This window comes from Synechococcus sp. CBW1107 (assembly GCF_015841355.1).
Classification (GTDB): Bacteria; Cyanobacteriota; Cyanobacteriia; order PCC-6307; family Cyanobiaceae; genus Regnicoccus_A.
In genome coordinates this window covers 754897-774337 of record NZ_CP064908.1, presented here as the reverse complement: position 1 = coordinate 774337, position 19441 = coordinate 754897, and the positions used below count along the sequence as shown (strand labels likewise).

At 63.9% G+C, this 19441-nt stretch carries 20 protein-coding genes; 13 read left to right on the top strand and 7 right to left on the bottom strand.

The window, feature by feature from the left end:
* The first annotated feature begins 73 nt into the window (after positions 1 to 73).
* Genes I1E95_RS04075 through I1E95_RS04050 form a run of 6 tightly spaced genes read left to right on the top strand, consistent with a single transcriptional unit; the run spans position 74 to position 6271 of the window.
* Entirely contained in the window at positions 74 to 373 is a 300-nt protein-coding gene (locus I1E95_RS04075) for an acyl carrier protein (protein ID WP_197165689.1), read from the top strand.
* On the top strand, positions 370 to 1179 hold the full coding sequence (locus I1E95_RS04070; protein WP_197165688.1) for a ferritin-like domain-containing protein: 810 nt from the start codon (positions 370 to 372) through the stop codon (positions 1177 to 1179). Before I1E95_RS04075 ends, I1E95_RS04070 begins: the two co-directional genes overlap by 4 nt.
* A 14-nt stretch (positions 1180 to 1193) precedes the next feature.
* Positions 1194 to 2027 carry a ferritin-like domain-containing protein gene (locus tag I1E95_RS04065; RefSeq protein ID WP_197165686.1) on the top strand — a complete coding sequence of 278 codons (834 nt, stop codon included), beginning with the start codon at positions 1194 to 1196 and terminating at the stop codon, positions 2025 to 2027.
* On the top strand, positions 1984 to 2862 hold the full coding sequence (locus I1E95_RS04060) for a cyclopropane-fatty-acyl-phospholipid synthase family protein (protein ID WP_231594848.1): 879 nt from the start codon (positions 1984 to 1986) through the stop codon (positions 2860 to 2862). The genes I1E95_RS04065 and I1E95_RS04060 overlap by 44 nt, the downstream gene beginning before the upstream one ends.
* An 11-nt stretch (positions 2863 to 2873) precedes the next feature.
* Entirely contained in the window at positions 2874 to 4514 is a 1641-nt protein-coding gene (locus tag I1E95_RS04055; protein ID WP_197165676.1) for an AMP-binding protein, read from the top strand.
* Positions 4511 to 6271: a fatty acyl-AMP ligase gene (locus tag I1E95_RS04050; protein WP_197165674.1), complete on the top strand. Its 1761-nt coding sequence runs from the start codon at positions 4511 to 4513 to the stop codon at positions 6269 to 6271. The genes I1E95_RS04055 and I1E95_RS04050 overlap by 4 nt, the downstream gene beginning before the upstream one ends.
* Before the next feature lie 39 nt (positions 6272 to 6310).
* Here I1E95_RS04050 and I1E95_RS04045 read toward each other — a convergent pair whose 3' ends face one another.
* Positions 6311 to 6529 carry a hypothetical protein gene (locus I1E95_RS04045; RefSeq protein WP_197165672.1) on the bottom strand — a complete coding sequence of 73 codons (219 nt, stop codon included), beginning with the start codon at positions 6527 to 6529 and terminating at the stop codon, positions 6311 to 6313.
* An 805-nt stretch (positions 6530 to 7334) separates the two neighbouring features.
* On the opposite strand from I1E95_RS04045, the gene I1E95_RS04040 reads away from it, so the two are divergent.
* Positions 7335 to 7877: an isoprenylcysteine carboxylmethyltransferase family protein gene (locus tag I1E95_RS04040; protein WP_197165670.1), complete on the top strand. Its 543-nt coding sequence runs from the start codon at positions 7335 to 7337 to the stop codon at positions 7875 to 7877.
* A 29-nt stretch (positions 7878 to 7906) separates the two neighbouring features.
* On the opposite strand, the gene hemN is transcribed toward I1E95_RS04040, so the two are convergent.
* The gene (gene hemN, locus I1E95_RS04035; RefSeq protein ID WP_197165668.1) at positions 7907 to 9286 is read right to left on the bottom strand and encodes an oxygen-independent coproporphyrinogen III oxidase; all 1380 of its coding nucleotides are present in this window, start codon (positions 9284 to 9286) and stop codon (positions 7907 to 7909) included.
* A 70-nt stretch (positions 9287 to 9356) separates the two neighbouring features.
* Positions 9357 to 10058, bottom strand: a complete 702-nt coding sequence (locus I1E95_RS04030) for a biliverdin-producing heme oxygenase (protein WP_197165666.1) — start codon at positions 10056 to 10058, stop codon at positions 9357 to 9359.
* 394 nt (positions 10059 to 10452) lie between these two features.
* Here I1E95_RS04030 and I1E95_RS04025 point away from each other — a divergent pair, with 394 nt between their 5' ends.
* Positions 10453 to 10752, top strand: a complete 300-nt coding sequence (locus I1E95_RS04025) for a Mo-dependent nitrogenase C-terminal domain-containing protein (protein ID WP_197165664.1) — start codon at positions 10453 to 10455, stop codon at positions 10750 to 10752.
* Between the two features lie 23 nt (positions 10753 to 10775).
* Here the strand turns inward: I1E95_RS04025 and pdxH are convergent, their stop codons facing one another.
* From pdxH to I1E95_RS04010, 3 genes are read right to left on the bottom strand one after another with little or no spacing between them, the layout of a single operon-like run.
* On the bottom strand, positions 10776 to 11429 hold the full coding sequence (gene pdxH / locus I1E95_RS04020; protein WP_197167083.1) for a pyridoxamine 5'-phosphate oxidase: 654 nt from the start codon (positions 11427 to 11429) through the stop codon (positions 10776 to 10778).
* A gap of 31 nt (positions 11430 to 11460) precedes the next feature.
* Entirely contained in the window at positions 11461 to 11907 is a 447-nt protein-coding gene (locus tag I1E95_RS04015; protein WP_197165663.1) for a hypothetical protein, read from the bottom strand.
* Between the two features lie 12 nt (positions 11908 to 11919).
* Positions 11920 to 12462 carry a rhodanese-like domain-containing protein gene (locus tag I1E95_RS04010; RefSeq protein WP_197165661.1) on the bottom strand — a complete coding sequence of 181 codons (543 nt, stop codon included), beginning with the start codon at positions 12460 to 12462 and terminating at the stop codon, positions 11920 to 11922.
* Between the two features lie 399 nt (positions 12463 to 12861).
* Here I1E95_RS04010 and I1E95_RS04005 point away from each other — a divergent pair, with 399 nt between their 5' ends.
* On the top strand, positions 12862 to 13167 hold the full coding sequence (locus I1E95_RS04005; RefSeq protein WP_197165659.1) for a hypothetical protein: 306 nt from the start codon (positions 12862 to 12864) through the stop codon (positions 13165 to 13167).
* Between the two features lie 95 nt (positions 13168 to 13262).
* On the opposite strand, the gene I1E95_RS04000 is transcribed toward I1E95_RS04005, so the two are convergent.
* Positions 13263 to 13784 (bottom strand): hypothetical protein, encoded by a 522-nt coding sequence (locus I1E95_RS04000; protein WP_197165657.1) that lies wholly within the window; start codon positions 13782 to 13784, stop codon positions 13263 to 13265.
* Positions 13785 to 14118: 334 nt separating this feature from the next.
* On the opposite strand from I1E95_RS04000, the gene I1E95_RS03995 reads away from it, so the two are divergent.
* The 4 genes from I1E95_RS03995 (at position 14119) to I1E95_RS03980 (ending at position 19432) form a co-directional block, all read left to right on the top strand.
* On the top strand, positions 14119 to 14331 hold the full coding sequence (locus I1E95_RS03995; protein WP_231594847.1) for a Nif11 family protein: 213 nt from the start codon (positions 14119 to 14121) through the stop codon (positions 14329 to 14331).
* 121 nt (positions 14332 to 14452) lie between these two features.
* Complete coding sequence (locus I1E95_RS03990) at positions 14453 to 14698, top strand: hypothetical protein (RefSeq protein WP_197165654.1); 246 nt, start codon at positions 14453 to 14455, stop codon at positions 14696 to 14698.
* 90 nt (positions 14699 to 14788) lie between these two features.
* A complete protein-coding gene (locus tag I1E95_RS03985) occupies positions 14789 to 16969 on the top strand; it encodes a PhoX family phosphatase (RefSeq protein WP_197165652.1) in 2181 nt (726 codons plus the stop codon).
* A 21-nt stretch (positions 16970 to 16990) separates the two neighbouring features.
* Entirely contained in the window at positions 16991 to 19432 is a 2442-nt protein-coding gene (locus tag I1E95_RS03980; protein WP_197165651.1) for a plasma-membrane proton-efflux P-type ATPase, read from the top strand.
* Positions 19433 to 19441: the final 9 nt, after the last annotated feature.

Sequence of the window (19441 nt, the reverse complement as noted above, 5' to 3'; positions counted from 1 at the left end):
AGCGAATGACAATAAGATTCTTTGCGCTGCTTGGCAGAAGAAGAAATTGGCGCAGATAGTGATAATCTGCGTGGTGAGTTTTGATCCGAATATGAATGTGGCCAATTCGTCAGTCGTGCTTGACGAGCAAGTTCTTGATAAAATGAAGCTCATCATTGAGGATCTTCTGCAACTGGAAGGAACAGAGGAAATCACCGAGAACTCCCGTCTCAAAGAAGACCTGGGTATCGACTCCCTGGGTTTTGTTGATTTCATTGTGGTGGTCGAGGAGAACTTTGCGGTGCGCTTCCCTTCGACCGTCAACCCTGCAGACCTTCAGACCCTCGGCGATGCTGTCAAGCTCATCATGGAACTCAGTACGGAGCAAAAATGAACAATAACGACCAGATGGTGCTGGAAGACAACGAGACTCTGGAGCACTTCTTTACGATCGGCAGAAGCCTCTGGCCTGATCTCAAAGAGATCAAGAAAGGACTGGCTCTGGATAAAAGCAAGGTTCCTGACAAGGTGATTTCATTCATGCGCAGTACGTGCATGAATGAATACGGGATTGCGCACTATGTGAAGGCTTACTACCGTTCCTACGGAGACAACTACAGGATGTCCGTATGGGCCACCCTGTGGGGCGGCGAGGAGTACCTGCACTATCTGGTGCTGAGGCAGTGCCTCAAGGCGCTGGATGCGGACATCACCACTGATGAATACATCGGGCTGGAGAAGGGCAGCTATGAAGGCAACAGCGAGCAGTATCTGGATGAGATGCAGGTCAGCCCTCACATCAGTCGGCACGTGCAGCAGATGGTGTACAATGTCTTACAAGAATACTCGGCTTATGTTGCTTACAACAGTGTAAGCGAAGCTGTCGAAGATCCGCGGCTTGCCGATATCCTACGGCGCATGGCCAACGACGAGATGCGTCACTGCAGCTTCTTTCAGATCGCTCTCAAGGAGTACGTCAAAACGGCCAGCCCAGAAGAAACGGCTTGCATCTGGCCTCAGTTCAAAGCCATCTGGAACAATTTCTCAATGCCTCAGGAGCACATTGAGATGTTTGAAGAAAAAGGATATGCCACCGACCTCTACATCAGCTTCTGGGAGCCGAAGTGGAGATCGAAGATGGCGATCGACCTCACTCATTACTTCAAACAGTTCCGGGTTCCCAGCGCGGTGATCGCTTAGGGGGAATGCTGCCCATGACGAACGATGCCCTCTACGACAAGATCTTCAAGCAGCTTGAGCCCGTCAGGTGGACATTGAAGAGTATCGCCTTTGACGCAATCGATCACTCTCTCATCAATGAGGCAGAGATCGAGCATGTCAGGGTCAACTGCTGCTATGAGCTGTCATCTCTTTACGCCACGCGGATGTTTCTCCGCGATTTCAAGCACATGCCTGACTTCTGTCAGTTCATGAGTGTTTGGTATTACGAAGAGATGAAGCACTATCTGGTGCTGCGTGAGTACCTCAAACAGTTCGGCTCCGAGCCGTCCGAAGACGACATCAAGCAGCTTGATGTCGAGCTGGCGCCGGCGCCATGGACGAGCACCCTGGCCATGCACTTCTGCGGTGAACTGAGGCTGGGGATGTGGTACGAACGCTGGAGTGGAGTCTTCAGGGAGCCGATCCTCAAGCAGGTTTATCATCTCATCAGTCAGGATGAGTATCGGCACGCAAACTGCTACAAGCTGTTCATGCTTGAAGCTGTTAAACGAGAGCCTGCTGTATTGACCGACTTCCTGCAGATGTCAAAATGGATGATCTACAATCCTACAGGTGATAAACATCCAACAACGCTGCGCCTGAACGGCCCTGATACGGATTCTGTTAAGGATCTGATCCCCAATCATGAGAAATTCGAAAGAATGATTATTGAGACGATCTCTCCAGAAGATGAACAGAGGCTCAGCGACGGGATCCTCTCTGTCCTCTCCGACATGACGGGGACGAAGCTGGAATCCTTGCCTCAGCTGGCTAGATTCATTCGTGCTGGTCAGAAGCAAGTTTCAGTGGAACCAGTCAATGCTTGAGTCAACACCGGTCCGTGACAGCGGGGTTCACTACAACAACGATCCGAGACTGTTTGAGCTGTTTCTGGACTCGAATCTCAACTACTCCTCAGGGGTATTTTGTGCCGACGATGAGACTCTGGATCAGGCTCAGATCAATAAGATGCAAGGCATAGCTGCCTCACTAGGCATCAAGGAGGGCCAGAGAATTCTTGATGTGGGCTGCGGTTGGAGTGGGCCGGCTGTCTACTTCGCGGAACACTATGGCTGCCATATCACAGGGGTGAACCTCAGTGCTGCCCAGCGAGCTTACGGTCTCAACCGTGCTGCCCAACATGGGGTTGATGGCCGAGTTCAGATTGAGGTCAAGAATGTTCTGGACCTTGACTATCCAGCAGCATCATTTGACAGCATCATGTTTCTGGAAAGTATTATCCATATGCCTGAAAAGGAAGCCATATTCAGGAGCTGCCATGATCTGCTGAGGCCGGGCGGGAAGATCTTCATCCAGGAAAGTCATTATGATCGGGCGTCCATGCGTGGGCGTTATCTGAGTGATCGAGGTGCTACGGAAGTCGATCGTTCGTTTGGAAACACCATGGACATGGTGACCGGAGGAGAGATGCTTTGCCTCCTGGAATCTGCCGAGTTGATTCCATTGGCTCTGCAGGACATCAGCATGGACTACGTCAGGACCCTGTCGCTGTGGTTGCAGAACATCGATCGGCACGCCGAGCCGATGATGGAGCTTTCCCGGGATGCCTATCTGATGCTGCGCCGCTACCTGATGATCGCACTCAACACGTACCGAGAGGGTGGCACCGTCTGCTATCAGATCACAGCATCGAAACGCTGAACGTTGTGAGCATGAGCGGTGATCTCAACTCCATCATCAGGTATCGAGCTGAGTACCAACCCTCCGACATAGCCCTCCAGATCATCGGAGAGCCCAAGGAGCCCTACACGATCCTCAGCTATGCCGATCTGCTCGGGTGTGCTCAACTCGGCTGGGCTCGTCTGCAGAACAGTGGCATCAGGACTGGAGATCGGATCATCCTCAGCCTGCCCACGGGCAGGGAGTTGATCACAGCACTCCTGGGGGCGTTCTGGGGAGGTGTCACACCGACGATCATGGCTCCACTGCAGAAGGATTTTCAATCTCAGTGCAGTCAGCGCCTGGCGATCCTGAATACTCGTGCTGTCGTCACTGACCTGAGCGTTGAGATTCCAGACCTGTTGGTTCTTCCTTCGAGTGTCTTCAGCGGCGTCGATGACCAGGCCTCTGAGCCGGCTGTTTTCGATGGGCATGCCTACATCCAATTCAGCTCAGGTTCAACAGGCAGCGCCAAAGGAATAGCCTTGGAATGGTCGGCCATCACCAGTAATCTTCAGAGCATGGCCGATAGACTCTCGCCTGAGAGCCTGGCAAGAAGTTGTTCGTGGCTTCCTATGTATCACGACATGGGTCTGTTCGGTGGACTGCTTCTTCCGCTCTATGTCGGTGGTTCCTGCCATCTGATGGATTCGGCTCAGTTCAGGCGAAATCCCCTGCGCTGGATGCGGATCCTTTCCGAAGCCCAGTCCACCCTCTCGGTGGCCCCTCCCTCGGCCCTTCTGGCGGTCATCCGATTGCTGAAGCGCAGCAGGGATCTGTCCCTGGACCTGAGTTCACTGGTTCGATTCGTGGTGGGAGCTGAACTGGTGTCCCATCAGCTGATCGAGGCCTACAATGAGGTCCTGGTCCAGCAGCATTCAGCCAGGCCCGAAGCACTGAAACCCGTCTATGGTCTGGCTGAATCAACCCTGGCCGTCACAATTCCCCACGATCAGAAGAAGCCGCTGATCGACTGGATCGATCCGGATGTTCTGATGTCCGCTGGGATCGCCAGACGATCAGACCCTGCAGCGGGCAACCGCTTTGCCGTCGTTTCGACAGGCCCGGCCGTCCAGGGCCAGGAGATCACGATCCGCGATGCGGCCGGACAGATCCTGCCGGATCGCACCGTCGGGAATGTATGGATCAGGAGTCCATCCCTGATGAGTGGTCTTTACAACCAGGAGGGCTTTGTGGCCCACGCTGGGGAGTGGCTGGATACGGGGGATCGTGCCTATATCAGCTCAGGGCAGCTGTACATCATCGGCAGAGAAAAAGATATCATCATCAAACATGGCAGGAATCTTTATCCAGACACCATTGAACAGATTGCCCTGCTGCAGGCTGGAGTCCGACGGGCCATCGCATTGGGCATCTACGACTCCGATCTCTCCAGCGAACGCCTGATTCTGCTCGTCGAGTTCAAGGAGTCTTCCGCTCAGTCCAGAGACAAGGTACGGCTTGCGATCAGGTCCGATCTGATTGCCTGCGGCTATGAGGTCGACGAGATTCATCTGGTTGATCGCCAGGCTCTGCCGATCACGACCAGCGGCAAGCCAAGACGGGCCGAAGCCAAGGCCATGTTCCAGCGGGGTGATCTCGCATCGCGTCAACGTCAGATCGGCAAGCGATGAACCAGATCTCGAGCCATGGCCAGGCCACCCCGACGACCCTGGTGACCTGCCTGCAGCACTGGGCTGAGTCACGGCCGGATGCCATGGCGTTCGACTTTCTCCCCTCTCACGGAGAGGCGGCAGCGGACACGATCACCTACGCCCAGCTTCACTCCCGCGTCGTCTCCAGTGGTGAAGGCCTGAAGGCGCTTCTGCCTCCAGGCGAACGGATCGTCCTGATGTTCCCGGCTGGAACGAGCTTTCTGCACGCCCTCCTGGCCTGTTTCTATGCCGGAGTGATCGCCGTGCCTGTCGTGACCCCTCACCACAGGCGCAGCCTTCCCAGGCTCAGCCGTGTGCTGACGGACAGTGGGGCGCGGCATCTGCTCACGACTCAGGCCACGTTGAACCGCCGGAGAGAACTTCTGGACGGCCTGGTGGATCAACCTCACTGGCTGACGATCGAAAGCCTTGAGGTGGCAGGCTCCGGCTGGTCTCCCGTGACCAACAACACCAGGATTGCCTTCATTCAGTACACCTCCGGGTCGACAGGTGAGCCCAAAGGTGTCGTCCTGTCGCATGAGAACCTGATCTCCAATATCAGTCTGATTGCCTCTGCCCGCGTTTCCGGCAACAGCCACAGGCTGGTGTGCTGGTTACCGGCCTTCCATGACTGGGGCCTGATCGGTTTTCTTCTGCATGCACTCTATTCAGGAACACCTTGCACGTTCATGGATCCGCTCTCGTTCCTGGAGCGTCCGCTGCGCTGGCTCGAGGCGATCAGCCGGACCAGAGCAACCTTCAGTGGCGGGCCCAACTTTGCCTACCAACGCTGCATCCGATCCATCCCCCCCGAGGACCGGCTCCACCTCGACCTCTCCTGCTGGGAGTCTGCCCTGGTGGGAGCCGAGCCTGTCTATGCCGACACCCTCAGGGAGTTTGCCGAGGCCTTCGCCGTCTCAGGGTTCCGGTCCAGTGCGTTCGTGCCCTGTTATGGCCTGGCCGAGAACACACTCTGGGTCTCGGGAACGATCGAACAGACGGAGCCTACTCTGCTCCATCTTGATACCAGGCAGCTTCGTGAGCATCGCGTCGTGCCCGTGAGGGGCGAGGAGCCAGGCACCACGCTGGTCGGCTGCGGCAGAGTCGTTCGCAACCATCACGTCCTCATCGTTGACCCGGACACTCTTCTGCAGTGTCAGCCTGATCGTGTCGGGGAAGTATGGGTTTCCGGCCCCAGTGTGGCGCAGGGCTACTGGCGGAACCAGAGGAACTCTCAGCAGGCCTTTGATGCCTATCTCGCTGACACGAATCAGGGGCCATACCTGCGCACGGGTGATCTGGGATTCATGCATGATGGCCAGGTTTTCATTACCGGCAGATTGAAAGATCTGCTGATCATTGCCGGTCGTAATTTCTACCCTCAGGACATTGAGCGTAGTATCGAAACCTGTCATCCCGATATCAGGCCTGGCCACTGCGCGGCCTTCAGCGTGGAATCGGATCGTCAGGAGCACCTGGTGGTGATGCAGGAGGTGGCGCTGGGCCGCCGGCCGGATCTGGACGCCTTCATCGGCTCGATCCAGATGGCGATCATGCAAGGCCATGGCCTCTCCGCCGGAGCCATCCTGGCGGTGCGGCCAGGCACGATTCCCCTCACGTCCAGTGGAAAGATCAGGCGCAGCGCCTGCCGGGATCTGTTCTGGTCGCGCCAGCCTGCACCACTGGCGCTCTGGCAGAACGCCAGCCTGCAGACCGGCTTCGGGGCCGGCCGCTGATGCAGGCCTGCCTGCGCGGACGCACTCGACCTGCGGGACTCAGCTCTGGGCTGTCCGCTTCTGACGCAGGCTGCGGATGGCGTCCCGTTCCGTCTTCATGCAAGTCCGGAGATCGGCTTGCGCCCTGGCCGCCTGGAGGCACGAGCGGGTCGAGGCATTGATCTCGAGCAGCCTGGACTGCTGCTGGGAGAACCGTTGCTGTTGCTGGGCCTCAGCCCTGTCAGCACCGATCAGAAGAGTGGTGGCCAGGATCAGCATCGACCCCCCGGCAACCAGGCCTGGGTGGAGAGTCCTGCCAGGCATCCAGAGAGCACGGACCATCGTGGGACGCAGAACGAATGACGTGATCATTGCGCAACCGGCGCCGGAGGCTCTGCGCAGCCGGCTGCGCCTGTCTCGAGCAAATCCACTGGGGTTGGTGGGATCAGCTCAGTCGATGGAGAGGGATCATGAGAAGGCGCCCCATGGGGGGGCGCCTTTGCACGGGTTGCGGGTGATCACCCTGGCAGTTGGGGTGCACCCGGTCGGGTGTCTGGGTTCCAGCGGTCAGCCTGTCCTGAGCCTGGCAGGTAAGGATCCGGTCACGCCTCTGGGGAGAGATGCTCGGGGCTTGACCTCCGCAGTTGTGACCGTTGCCCGGGTTATGCAGCCCGGGATTGCAATGGACGGGAACCGGACATGGCATGTGGCTCAACACCTACGGGGTGGCGTACTCGCCGCGCCACCGAGGCGACGTTCAACAGCAACTGCACCTCCTTGGCGTACACCGGCTCTGGCGAACCCCTGGCCGGACTCTTCTGGAGGGAAAGGCCGGGTTGGCTCCCAGGCCTCCCCTCAACTTCAAGTTACGCCTTCCGGCAGTCGGAGAACGCCTCACGGAGTACCTGTTCCCGTACAACCCGTTCCGCTGCCGGCCGGGGCTGATGGCGGCAGAGGTGGGTCGGTTGGAGGTGGATGGGTTCGGGACTTCCTCCATGCCAGGACTGGCATGCTGCGAACAGCTGAACCAGGTTGGGGTCATGGCGCCGAGCGCTCTGCTTGATTCGCCTGCGGAGACCTGATCATGTGGCGTCAGCTGAGTGACCGGCTTCAGGACTTGGGCTTTTCCTGGGAGGGCCTGCGCGACAACCGCCATGGGGAGTGGTGGCTCCTGGCGCAGATGCTGCTGATCGCCGCCCACTGGCTGCCGCCCACGCCTCCCCCGGCCTCCCTGGGGATTCACTGGCCCCTGGCCATGCGCCTGATCGGAGCGACCACCCTGCTGGTGGGTCTGGTCCTTGGCGCGCAGGGGGCACGCAATCTGGGGGCCAGCCTCAGCCCCCTGCCGGAACCGATCCCCGGCGCCGCTCTGGTGACGGAGGGGGCCTACGGGCGCTGTCGCCATCCGCTCTACCAGGCGTTACTGATCTGCTCCCTCGGTGTGGCCATGGCGCTGGGCAGCCTGCTGCACCTCGGGCTGCTTCTGGCCCTCGCGGCGGTTCTTGGCCACAAGGCGCGGCGGGAGGAAGCCCGGCTCTGCGAGGCCCATCCCGACTACGCGGCCTACCGGACCTCCACCGCGGCGATCGTTCCCTTCCTTCCCTGGCTCGACTGGCGCTCGGCCTGAAGGTCCTGCTGCACCAGCCCGGCCCTGGGTCAGATCAGCCGGGAGCCGCTGGGGCACTGCCGTTGCTGGGGGTCGAACACCGCCGCGATCAGGCGGATCAGCCAGCGCCCCTCCATCGTCACGCTGAATCCGTTGCGCTCCAGGCGGAGCAGGCCGTCGGCCGCCAGAGCCTCCAGCTCGCGCCATTCCCCCGCGAAGCATCGGGGTCCATCCAGGGCGGCCTCGCCTTCGAGGTCGTCGAAGTCGATCCGGAAGTTGGCCATCAGCTGCTGGATGATCCGGCGCCGCAGCAGTACCTCCGGGTCGTTCACCACCAGCCCCCGCTCCACCGGCAGCACGCCGGCCTCGAGGCTGGCGTAGTAGGCCCTGAGATCCCGCAGGTTCTGGCTGAACAGGGTGGGGTACTGGCTGATCGCTGTGACGCCGATGGCCATCAGATCCAGCTCGCCGCCGGTGGTGTAGCCCTGAAAATTGCGGTGCAGCCGGCCCTCCCGCGCCGCCACCGCCAGGCTGTCGCCGGCCAGGGCGAAGTGATCCATGCCGATGGCGTCGTACTTGCAGCGGGTGAAGGCGTCGTAGGCGGCCTGAAGCATCTGCAGCCGCTCCCGTTGGCTGGGCAGATCGTCGGCGGCGATGCGGCGCTGCAAGGGCAGCTGACGGGGGAGGTAGGCGAAGCTGAACAGCGACACCCGATCCGGACGCAGCTCCTCCACCAGGGCGATCGTGGTGGCGAAGCGTCCGGGGGTCTGCAGGGGAAGCCCGCAGATCAGATCCACGTTCACGCTCTCGAATCCCGCCTCCCGCATCCAGGCCATCGCCCGCCGCAGCTGATCCACCGGCACGATCCGGTTCACTGCCGCCTGCACCTCGGGATCGGCATCCTGGATGCCGAAGCTGATGCGGTTGAAGCCCAGCCGGCGCAGGCCCAGCACCTCTTCGCGGGTGAGGAACTCCGGGTTCACCTCGATCGAGGCCTCCAGGTCGGGGGCCAGATCGAAGTGGTGGTCGATCAGCGCCCACAGATCCGCCTGCTCGTCGACGCTCAGGTAGTTGGGGGTGCCGCCGCCCCAGTGCAGCTGTCCGAGCCTCCGGCGCTGAGTGGAGGCCTGCTGGATCAGCTCCAGCTCCCGGGCCAGGGCCCGCAGGTAGGGCCCCACCACCTTGGATCCGGCCTGGGTGGTGATGCGGTTGCAGCCGCAGTACCAGCAGGCATGGCGGCAGAAGGGGATGTGCACGTAGAGGGAGAGATCCTCATCGCTGGGGCGCGCCAGCTCGGCCGCCAGCTCGCTGGCCCCCACTCCGGTGTGGAAGCTCGCGGCGGTGGGGTAGCTGGTGTAGCGGGGGACCGGCTTGTCGTGCTTGAGCAGCAGCTGCAGCGGATCGAGGCGAACGGGTGCGGTGGTGGGCATGGAGGCGATCGGGTGGGAGGCCGGGTCGACGGCTTGGACGCAGGGGGATGGGCTGTGGATTTCTGGGGTGTCAGGCTTCGGCCAGGCTGCCCAGCTCACCCAGTTCGGCCAGCAGGCGCTGGGTGTCGTGAAAGGCGATCACGGCCTCCTCGAGCAGCTCGGCCTCTTCCGCCGCGCTGAGCTCGAGCTGCTCGAACCCGGCGTGCAGGGCGGCCTTGAGCTCGGGAATCGGCCGATCGAAGCTCCAGAAGCTCACTCCCGGCAGGCCGTGGGCGGCCAGGATCGCGTTGGCCTGCACCGCCAGCTGCTGGCCGCCGGAGAGGTCGCCGCCGTAGCGCACGTACACATGGGCCAGGAAGCGATGGGGCGCCTGCCGGGCCAGGCTGCGCAGGTGCTCCAGCCACAGGGCCGCGGCGGCGGAGGGCGGTGTGGGCGGGGCCACCTCCAGGGCGGCCGCGTCGGCGGCCAGGGCGGCACCCCGGGCCAGCTGGGCCCAGGGGAGATCGGCGGCGCCCAGGGCGGCGGCCAGCTCCGGGCCCCGCTGCTCGATCAGGGCGTAGCCCGGACCCAGGGCGCGGATCAGGGCCGCCAGCTGCAGCGGACTGGCCTGGCCGTCGAGCAGGGCGCGGGAGAAGGCCATGCCCTCGGCCTGGTGGTGGGCGGCGCCGATGCGGGCGTGCAGGCGCCGCACCCGCGGGCCGAAACCCTTGCGGGCGGCCACATCGGCGCTGCTGGCGTGGTCGGAGATCGGGGCGGGGAGCGTGGTGGTCATGACGATCGCGAGCGAGCGTGGGCGGCCTGTCGGTCCAGTCGGGCCAACCGGTCCAGCCGGGTCAACTGTGGCACGTTATCGCGCTAGCGTTATGTCGTAGTTCTCGCGTTGCGGATTCGTTGCATCGCCCATGACCATGGCCGCCGTCCCCTTCCAGCCCTGTGAGCCCCCAAGCCCGGAGTTCTGCCTCTGTTGCTGGCGCCGCTGGCGCTCGAGGTGGCCAGGAGTCGGGGCGTCAGGGCTGCCGCACAGAGGTGTCCGGCACGACAGCACGCCCCCTTGAGCACTTCACAATGAGGGTGGAGCATGAACCATCCGGGTGATCTGAGCCCGCCCATCGCCAGTCTCCAACCGTCTTGTCTGTCGCTCCCCTGTCGTCCAGGGAACTCACGCCATGACCCTCAGCCCTCTCAGGGGCCCCCTTCATGGGGCCCTGCTCGATCGGCTCCGGCGCTGGCTCGATGGCATCGGCCCGCGTCGCGCCTCCGTCGCCCGCCTGCTGGTGTGGTTGATCCCGGCCCGCTGCCCCTTCGAGCGCGACGTGGTGATCGCCGGCCGCAAGATCCTGCACATCCCGCCTCTGTGCAAGATCAACCCTCTGTTCGAGGAAGTGGCGGCGCTGCGCTTCCGCGCGCTCTGCCTTCTGGAAAGCCAGCAGGCTTCAGCCCAGGGCGGGCCCGACGCCCGCTCCTGAGCCGGCGGCACCCCCACGCCGGTTCAGGGAGCCAGGCGCTCGAGGATCCAGCCTTCAGCGTCGGCGTTCCGGTAACGAAAGCGATCATGCAGGCGGTTCTCGCGGCCCTGCCAGAACTCGACTTCGAACGGCACCACCCGGATGCCGCCCCAGGAGGAGGGCAGCGGCACCTCACCGGCGGCGAAGCGCCGTTGCATCTCCTCCCATTGCATCTCCAGGATCTGCCGGGAGCTGATCACCGAGCTCTGCTGCGACACCCAGGCCCCCAGGCGACTGCCGAGGGGCCGGGAGGCGAAGTAGGCCAGCGACTCGGCTGTGGAGATCCGCTCGGCCCGGCCCAGGATTCCCACCTGACGCTCCAGGGCGTACCAGGGAAACAGCAGGCTCACCTGCGGGACGGTGGCGATCTCGCGGGCCTTGCGGCTCTCGTAGTTGGTGAAGAAGACGAACCCTCGCCGGTCGAAGGCCTTCAGCAGCACGGTGCGTGAGCTGGGGCGAACACCATCGCTGGTGGCTAGCACCATCGCGTTGGGCTCCAGCAGCTCCGCCGCGGTGGCCTGAGCGAACCAGCAGCGAAACTGCTCCACAGGGTCGGGGTGAAGATCGGCGCGACGCAGGCCTCCGCGGCGGTAGGTCTGGCGCAGCTGGGCGATGTCGGTCTGGGCTGGCGGGTCCATGGCGCTCCGATCGACGGCATCGCTCCAGCGTTCAGCCAAGCAGGCGGAGGTCGATGCGCTTGTGCACCCCGCCTGGGAGGTTGCGGGAGACGGGGCAGAGCGTCATGCGCTCCTGCAGGTGAGCCATGGCCTCGGCATCGACGCGGCCTCTCTCCTGGTCAGCGGCGGCAGGATCCAGGCGCAGACGGAAGTCACCCTCCACACGCTTGAGGATCCAGTCGCTGCTGGTGGTGACCTTGAAATCAGCGTCCACCGCTTGCAGCGGGAGGCCCCTTTCCCTGGCATTGGCCACCAGATAGACGTGCTGGCAGAGCAGCAGCGAGATCAGGTAGAGCCTGAAGCCCGGCATGGTGAGGCTGAGCTCCTGGGATTGCCACTCACCGGCATCGGTGAGGAACTCCACCACCACATCCTCGCTCTGGCGATCCGGACCATGGTGGCTGCTGTGCAGCCGGAACTGGAAGAGGCGTTCAGCCATTGCAAGAGGCCCTCACAACGTCACCTTGTTCCAGGGCATGGCAGCCAGCAGCCTGGCCATGCCGCAGAAGCCGGTGATGCCGGCGAAGGTGAGACCCGCCCCCACGAACCAGGTGAGCAGGATCCAGGCAGGGGCCACGGTGTTGCTCAGAATCAGTCCGAGCAGCACCAGGGAGCCTGCGGCGATCTGCACCTGGCGCATGAGCGGCAGGGGGGCCCCCTTCAGTTTCCGCAGCGGGCGGCCAGCCTGCTGCCAGGCGGGCACTCCCCCCTCAAGATCCGCCAGCGGATGGGGATGGCCCTGCTGCAGCAGCTGGGTGAGGGCCTTGGTGCTGCGCTTGCCGCTCTGGCACACCAGCACGAGCGGACCGCTGGGCAGGTCGGTCTCGGTGATGCGGGAGAGGGGGACATTGAGACTGCCGCTGATGTGCCCGCTGGCGTACTCCATCGGTTCGCGCACGTCGATCAAGGTGACCTCGCGGGCCGCCAGTTGCTTGGCCAGGTCCTTGGCGGTGATTCGGGAGGGAGTGGCCATCGCAGTGGTGGTGGTCGTCATGGCGCAGAAGGGCCTTTGGTGCTGTTATGACCATAGCCACATAAAAGCCAAAAAGGCAAGGGGTCGGGTCCCGTGGTCCATGGCGAGGCAGGGCAGTCGTCGCACCTCAAGCGTGTGGGCCATCCGGATCACCGGCGGGCCGATCCTCCCGGACAGCAGTTCTCTCCTGTCTCACCTCGCGGGACCACAGGTCTGGTCCAGGGATGGCGCACATCCGGCTGACTGGACTCATCAGTGTCGGCATGAAATCACTCGAATTCAGCCGTTCCTTTCCCGGCCGTTCTGAGGCCAGCCAGGCTCAGTAATAGCTGATAACGTCTGACGGTTCGACATCTCATCGTTCAGTCACATCGCCTGGTGATGCTGATGGGGTTCCAGTACACGAATTTTCCGAGAACCATGTTCAAGAGCAACCCCACAACCGCGATCAGCCGAATGGGTCTGGCCGGTTCAGCCCTGTTGCTGGGAACCGTCATCGGTTTCTCCACCCAGAGCCTTGCTCAGCAACAGCCCATGATGCAGGCCGCGCTTGAGAGCCTTCGCGAGGCGAGAACCCAGCTGCTCAGAGCCACACCCGACAAAGGTGGCTATCGAAAGCAGGCCTTGATCGATGTCGATAACGCGATTGCGAACGTGGAAAAAGGAATCCGTTTCGACTATCGAACCCCCAACCGCAACTCTCCTTATCTCTGGCGGTATCGCTAGTCGCCGGGCCAGTCAGGCACGACTGAACATCCGGGCTGTCTGCACTCAGGCGCCCGGCACCGCATCGGTCCGAGAGGGCATGGGTGACTCTGCGCTCACCCGAGAGCTGTCCGACCCAGGCCCTCGCCGTCGTTGCGGAAGAAATCGCTCAGGCTGACGCCGGCCTCGTGGGCGGCCACGGTGACCTGCAGCTTCTGCTGGTCGTCGAGGCCGTCCCAGAAGGCATGGAAGAGATCGAGGGAGGCCTTGGCCGTGCCCACCACCCCCAGTAGCGAGAGGGGAACCGTGAGCCAGGGAAAGACCAGCAGCACCACGGAGAGCACGGCGCCCACGGCCACGCCGGTTTTCGCGGATTCCAGGCTCGTGCTCAGCACCAGACGAACCTGGGTGAAGCGGTCGAGTTCACCACGCTTGCGCAGGGCTTCGGTGCGCAGGGCCGTGAGCAGGGCCTGATAGGCGGCAAAGCAGAGGACGCCCCCCACGGTCGACTCGGAGAAGAATTCCCGTCCCGTGAAGGCCCCGCCGTTCTGGTTGAGGTCGATCGACGCCAGCCCCGCCAGCGGGGCGGCCTCCCAGCCGGCTCTGGGAATTCGGAAAGGGTCGCGCTCGCGTGTCATCTCAGGGAACGGCACCACTGGTTCCAGCATGCTCCAGATCCATGGCCACTGCCAAGGCATCGAGGACGACCGGAGCCTCGGGGATTGGTGCGCCGAGGCTTGGAGGATCTGATCTCGAGAGTTGGATCTCGCCAATCAGGAATGAACGGCTTGCTCAAAAAGGAGTCATGACTGTGATAAAATAAGTGCGTGATTGTCGGGCTGTCAGGCGAATTCGGCTTAAGTAAAGATAGGTACGAATACTGATCAATGCCCGTGGCTATCTGCTTAGGCTTGGGGAAGAGATCGGGAGATTGATGAGATGATGCAAGCTGTTCCGTCCGCTCCAGGCCTGATGGCTCCGGAGCGAACCGTTCACACGAGCCTCGATGACCTCCACGCCCTGCAGAGGCTGGCCAGCCACGATCCGGTCTTTGCCCAGGCGCTGAAGAACACCGGTTCCACCCATGCCGCCGCCAGCCTGGCGGCCCGTCATGGCCTGCACGTGAGTGCTGAATCCCTCTGGCGCAACCGTGGTCGCCATGGGTTGCCCACCTGGCGGGGCTGATCACACGCGACTGATCGCGTCTTGAGGCGGTTGTCCGCCACGGTTCCGTTGCCGTTGAGCCATGGTCACTCCACCAACTCGCCCGTCGTCCCTCGCGCCCTCCCCATCCGGGTGTGAGGAATTGACTGTGTCCTGCCCCATCGAGGCGGGAAGCATCGCTGACCGCCTCACGCACTGGTGCGATCAGGATGCCCTTCAGCAGGAGAATGCCGTGCTTGAAGCCCTGGCCTGCTGCCGGGAATGGCTCCATGCCCTTCCCAGCAGCACCCAGTCCGGCGATGCCGTGCCCTTCCCGGCCGGTGCGGTGGCCACCCTGGTGTGCTCCGTCCAGTCGCAGGTGAATCATTCGGCGCGCTGCGGCCACTGAGGTGTCCTGGGCCACCGCCGCTCACCCCCTTGCTGTGAGAGCTGTGGGGGCCTGGCCTTCGTCACCTCTGCTGCGGGTCGGGCTCCAGCCATGCACCGCCGTGATCTGTTCGTCCTCCTCGGTCTTGCCGCCGGTGCATCCCTCGCCACGCGGGTGGAATCACGCGTCGCGGCCTCGGCGCTCCAGCCTTCCCCTGCACAGATCCCTTTCGAGCCCGTCCCGTTGCCCCTGCCCCTGTGGGGCGATGGTCGCTCGGCTGCCGAGCAGCAGCGTCAGTTGCGGCGCGTTTCGCTCGAAGATCGCCTGGTGGTGCCGCGCGGCTACCGCGCCGATCTGCTGGCCGCCTGGGGTGATCCGCTCGGCGATGGCCGCTTCGGCTTCAACAATGACCACCTGGCGTTCACCCCGCTGGGAGAGGGGCGGGCGTTGCTCACGGTCAATTTCGAGTACATCAGTCCAAGGGGCTGGAGCGAGGGGTATGGCGAGGCCACCGGCATGGCCCTGCCCTGGGCGGAGCTGATCGAGGGGCTCAGACCGCACGGCGGCTCGGTGGATGCGACGTCCCTGGCGCCGGATGACCCTCTGCTTCAGCTGGTGCGTGCGGTGGCGAGAGCCGCTCTCGAGGATCAGGGCATCGGTGTGATCGAGCTCCGGCAGGAGGCGGGGGGGCTCTGGCGTCGCCGGATCGGACCGTACGACCGCCGCCTCACGGGGCTTGAGGGGTTGGAGGATCCATCCCGCCGGCTGCGCATCAGCGGACCGGCCGCCGCCGTCTTCCGCCTGGGGAAGCGCCTGGGCCACGACGACGGACTGGCTGATCGCAGCATCGGCACCTTCGCCAACTGCGCAGGTGGGGTGACCCCCTGGGGCACGGTGCTCTCGGCCGAGGAAAACATCCAGTTCCACGTGGTGGAGGCGGTGTACGCCGATGGCACGTCTCCGTCTCCCGCGACGCAGCCGTTTCGCTGCGATGGCAGGAAGCTGGACGGGCTCGGCAATCCCTTCGCGCTGTCGGGCAACAAGTACGGCTGGATGGTGGAGGTCGATCCCCGTCAGCCAGGGCGGCCCGCCGTGAAACATTCCGCCCTCGGCCGCTTCCGTCACGAGGCGGTGGCCGTGAGGGCCAAGGCGGGTCAGCCGCTCGTGGTCTATTCCGGCTGCGATCGCCACGGCGGACACCTCTACCGCTTCGTGAGCGAGGCGCTGATCGCTGATCCCGCCGATCCGGCCAATTCGGCCCTGCTCGAGGCCGGACGCCTGGAGGCGGCCCGCTTCGAGCCCGATGGCACAGGCCGCTGGCTTCCGCTCGATCCCAGCACCCCCGTGAAGCCGCAGCGGCCCAGTCACTACGCGGCCTATGCCTTTCAGCAGCCCTCTCTGCTCCCCCACGGTGACCGCGGCCAGCCAGGCGCCGAAGCCCTGGCCAGCGACGAGGCGGTGGAGGCCTACTGCCGGCGTTACGCCACCCTGGCCGACCTCTACCCCGGCGAGGGCGAGGAGCGCCTGGGCGCCATCCTGATCGATGCCCACCTGGCCGCCAGCGCCATCGGCGCCACCGCCGCCGCCAGACCGGAAGACACGGTGATCGATCCCCTCAGCGGCGATCTGCTGGTGGCCTTCACCGCCGCGGGCTCCGATGACGGCGGCCGCGCCGATCCGGCGGTGTTTCACGGCCCCAACGGCGAGACCGCCTGGCCCCACGGCTGGATCATGGTCCTGCACGAAAACGGCTCCGCCGCGACGACCTTCCGTTGGCGGATGCTGGCCACCGGCGGCGCCCCCTGGCAGGGGGGCCAGGGGTTTTCGGGTCCCGACAACCTGGCCGTCGACCGCTCGGGCAACCTCTGGATGGTGACCGACCGCGGCGGTGGATCGGCCGACCTCGAGGTCTTCGGCAACAACAGCTGCTGGGTGCTCCCCAGCCAGGGGGCCGCTGCTGGAGGAGCCTTCTGCTTCGCCACCGGACCGGTCGAGTGCGAGCTCACCGGCCCCTGCTTCGATGCCGGTGACAACACCCTGTTCCTCTCGGTCCAGCATCCCGGCGAACGCCATGGCACCCGCCAGGGGAGTGCCGGGGACTGGCAGGTTCACCGACTGGTGGACCGTGACGGCCGCGCGTTCGAGCAGCGGCGCTGGGTGCCCCTGGGCTCCAACTGGCCCTCCGGCGTTCCCGGTCGCCCGCCGAGGCCCGGCATCGTGGCGATTCGCCGCCTCGCCGGCGGACCGTTGCTGAGTGCCGAAGCGCCGCCGTCCCGCCAGGGCTATCCATGAGGGAGCCTCCGGTGCACGCCCATGGCCGTCACCCCGACCACCCTCGCTGAAGCGCAGCAGCGTCTGCAGACAGATCTGGAGGGACTGAGCGGCGAGGAGGCCCGGCAGCGGCTCGAGCGCCACGGACCCAACACCCTCCCCGAAACGGCTCGAAGCGTCTGGAGTCAGCTGCTGGAGCACCTCTGGGGGCCCATCCCCTGGATGATCGAATCAGCGGCGCTGCTCTCGGCGCTCGTGGGCGACTGGACCGATTTCGGCATCATCATCACCCTTCTGGCGGTGAATGCGCTGGTGGGCTTCTGGGAGGAACACCAGGCCGGCCATGCCATCGAGGCCCTGCGCTCGCAGCTGGCCCTGCTGGCCCGGGTGAAGCGGGATGGCCGCTGGAGCACCATCCCCGCCCGGGACCTGGTGCCCGGTGATCTCCTGCATCTGCGCTCCGGTGACATCGTTCCCGCCGATGCGCTCCAGGTCGGCGCTGAGGCGATCGAGGTCGACCAGTCGGCCCTGACCGGGGAATCGTTGCCCGTGGCGAAGCAGGCGGAATCCATCCTCTACTCCGGCTCCATCGTCAAACGGGGTGAAACCGACGCTCTGGTCCATGCCACCGGTGCCGCCACCTCCTTCGCCACAACGGCCCGGCTGGTGCAGGGAACCCGTTCGGTCAGCCACTTTCAGCAGGCCGTCCTGAACATCGGCGATTACCTGATCGCCCTGGCTCTGGTCCTCGTTCTGGTGATCCTGATGGTGGGGATCTTCCGGCATCAGAGCCTGATCACGATCCTGACGTTCTCGCTCGTGCTCACCGTGGCCTCCATCCCGGTGGCCATGCCCGCCGTGCTCTCGGTCACCATGGCCGTGGGGGCGGAGAGGCTCGCCAGGAAGCAGGCGATCGTCAGCAAGCTCGCCGCGATCGAGGAGCTGGCGGGCATCGATGTGCTCTGCTCCGACAAGACCGGCACCCTCACCCGCAACCAGCTCAGCACGGGTCCCCCGTTCTGCTTCGGATCCTCCACGGCCGCGCAGATCCTGGAAGCCGCTGCCCTGGCCTCCCGCTGGGAGAGTCAGGATCCGATCGATCTGGTGATCCTCAACTCCGCTGCCGAGCAGGGCTTGAATCCAGAGGCCACGCTCGAGCGGTTCATCCCCTTCGATCCCGTCGGCAAACGCACCGAAGCCAGCCTGAGAACAGCCGCCGGTGAGTGCTTCCGGGTCAGCAAGGGAGCCCCTCAGGTGATCCTCGCCCTGGTGGGGGGTGACCCTGCCCTGGCTGCGCAGGTGGAGGCGGTGAGCCTCAGCTTCGCCGGGCGCGGTTTCCGCTCGCTCGGGGTGGCGCGTACCGATGCCACGGGACACTGGAACTATCTGGGAATCCTGCCGCTGCTGGATCCACCGCGGCCGGATTCCGCCACCACCATTGCCGAGCTCCAGCAGCTGGGAGTGTCGGTGAAGATGATCACCGGCGATCAGCACGCCATCGCCCTGGAAATGGCCAGGCAGCTGGGTCTGGGCCAGCGAATCCTGGACTCGGCTCTGTTGCTCGACTCACCGCCCCATCACAGCGGCCAGCTGAGCGAGGCGATCGAGCAGGCGGATGGCTTTGCTCAGGTCTTTCCAGAGAACAAATATCACATCGTCGATGTGCTCCAGCAGCGCGGACATTTCGTGGGCATGACTGGTGATGGGGTCAATGACGCCCCTGCGCTCAGGAAGGCGGATGCGGGCATCGCCGTGTCGAATGCGACCGATGCCGCCCGGGCCGCGGCCGACATCGTGCTCCTGACTCCAGGCCTCTCGATCGTGGCCGAGGCGGTGCGCGAAAGCCGCCGCATCTTTCAGCGAATGAACCACTATGCGATCTACAGAATCGCGGAAACGATCCGGGTGCTGCTGTTCACGACACTGTCGATTCTTGTCTTCGACTTCTATCCAGTGACGGCGGTGATGATCGTGCTGCTGGCCCTGCTCAACGATGGCGCCATCCTCTCGATCGCCTATGACCGTGCATCCTTCTCCCTCCGGCCCGAGCGCTGGAACATGCCGGTGGTCCTCGGCGTGGCCAGCGTGCTGGGGGTTCTGGGGGTGGCTGAGTCCTTCGGCCTCCTCTATGTCGCGGAGCATCTTCTCGAGCTCGGCCGGGACACGGTCCAGACCCTGCTGTACCTCAAGCTGTCCGTGGCCGGGCATCTGACGGTGTTCGTGGCGCGGACCCGCGGACCCTTCTGGCAGTCGCGGCCGGCCACGATCCTGACCACGGCGGTGCTCGTGACCCAGGTCGCCGCCACGCTGCTGGCGGTGTACGGCGTGGTCATGACTCCCCTGGGCTGGCCCCTGGCCCTGGCCGTCTGGGGGTACAGCCTGATCTTCTTCGTCTTCAATGACCGCGTGAAGATCCTGGCCTACGAGCTCTTTGATCCCCGCCGGCAGCTGCTGGGTCTGCAGGGACGGCCCAGCGGGATCTGAAGTCCATGC